The sequence below is a fragment of the Streptomyces niveiscabiei genome (assembly GCF_001419795.1).
In the GTDB taxonomy this organism is placed as follows: Bacteria; Actinomycetota; Actinomycetes; order Streptomycetales; family Streptomycetaceae; genus Streptomyces; species Streptomyces niveiscabiei.
Map to the genome: position 1 here is coordinate 1 of NZ_LIRL01001315.1, position 1,154 is coordinate 1,154.

Annotated in this window: 1 protein-coding gene; it reads left to right on the forward strand. The window is 73.6% G+C overall.

The features are described from left to right. Positions 1 to 236 precede the first annotated feature (236 nt). Positions 237 to 1,154 (forward strand): methionyl-tRNA formyltransferase (fmt, locus tag AOK24_RS43505; protein ID WP_055725350.1); only part of this gene is annotated, 918 nt, incomplete at its 3' end.

Here is a 1,154-nt window from a genome sequence, read left to right on the forward strand (position 1 = left end):
TGGGCATATGCGTACGCCCCCCGGCTCGCCTTCGGCTTCGCCGTGGGACGTTCCCCGCCCGCGCACCGCCCGTTTCCAGTTGGTTGAGAGGCTGGACTCTCCCGTGGGGCCTGCTCGCCGTCGGCGGCTTTCCCTCGTGGGCACGAGATCCGTACGGCTTCTAGACTGCTGTGCTGGTCGTCTTCCTTCCCTGTCCTCCCTGTTCCCCTATCTCCCCCGAGAGGTTCCCCCCTTCCATGAGGCTTGTCTTCGCTGGTACCCCCGAGGTCGCCGTTCCCGCTCTGGACGCTCTGATCGGGGCGGGGCGGCATGAGGTCGTGGCTGTGGTGACGCGGCCGGACGCGCCGGCGGGGCGGGGGCGGCGGCTTGTCGCGTCGCCGGTGGCCGAGCGGGCGATGGAGGCGGGGATCGAGGTGCTGAAGCCGGGGCGGCCCCGGGAGCCGGAGTTCCTGGAGCGGCTGCGGGAGATCGGCCCGGACTGCTGCCCGGTCGTCGCGTACGGGGCGCTGCTGCCGAGGGCCGCGCTGGACGTGCCCGCGCGGGGCTGGGTCAACCTGCACTTCTCCCTGCTGCCGGCCTGGCGGGGAGCCGCCCCCGTACAGCACTCGATCATGGCCGGTGACGAGATCACCGGGGCGTCCACGTTCCTCATCGAGGAGGGCCTCGACTCCGGCCCGGTGTACGGGACGGTCACGGAGACGGTCCGGCCCACCGACACGAGCGGCGACCTCCTGACCCGCCTCGCGTTCGCCGGCGCCGGCCTGCTCGCGGCGACCATGGACGGCATCGAGGACGGCACCCTGGAGGCGGTGCCGCAGAGCGCCGAGGGCATCTCGCTGGCCCCGAAGATCACCGTCGAGGACGCGCGCGTCGACTGGCAGGCACCGGCGCTGCGCGTCGACCGCGTCGTACGCGGCTGCACCCCCGCCCCCGGCGCCTGGACCACGTTCCGCGGCGAGCGCCTCAAGCTGATCCAGGCGGCCCCGCTGCCCGACCGCACGGGCCTCGCGCCCGGTCAGCTGGCCGTGGGGAAGAACAACGTGTACGTCGGGACGGGCTCGTACGCGGTGGAGTTGCTGTGGGTCCAGGCCCAGGGCAAGAAGCCGATGCGCGCGGCGGACTGGGCGCGGGGCGTCCGGGGGGCGGACGGGGAG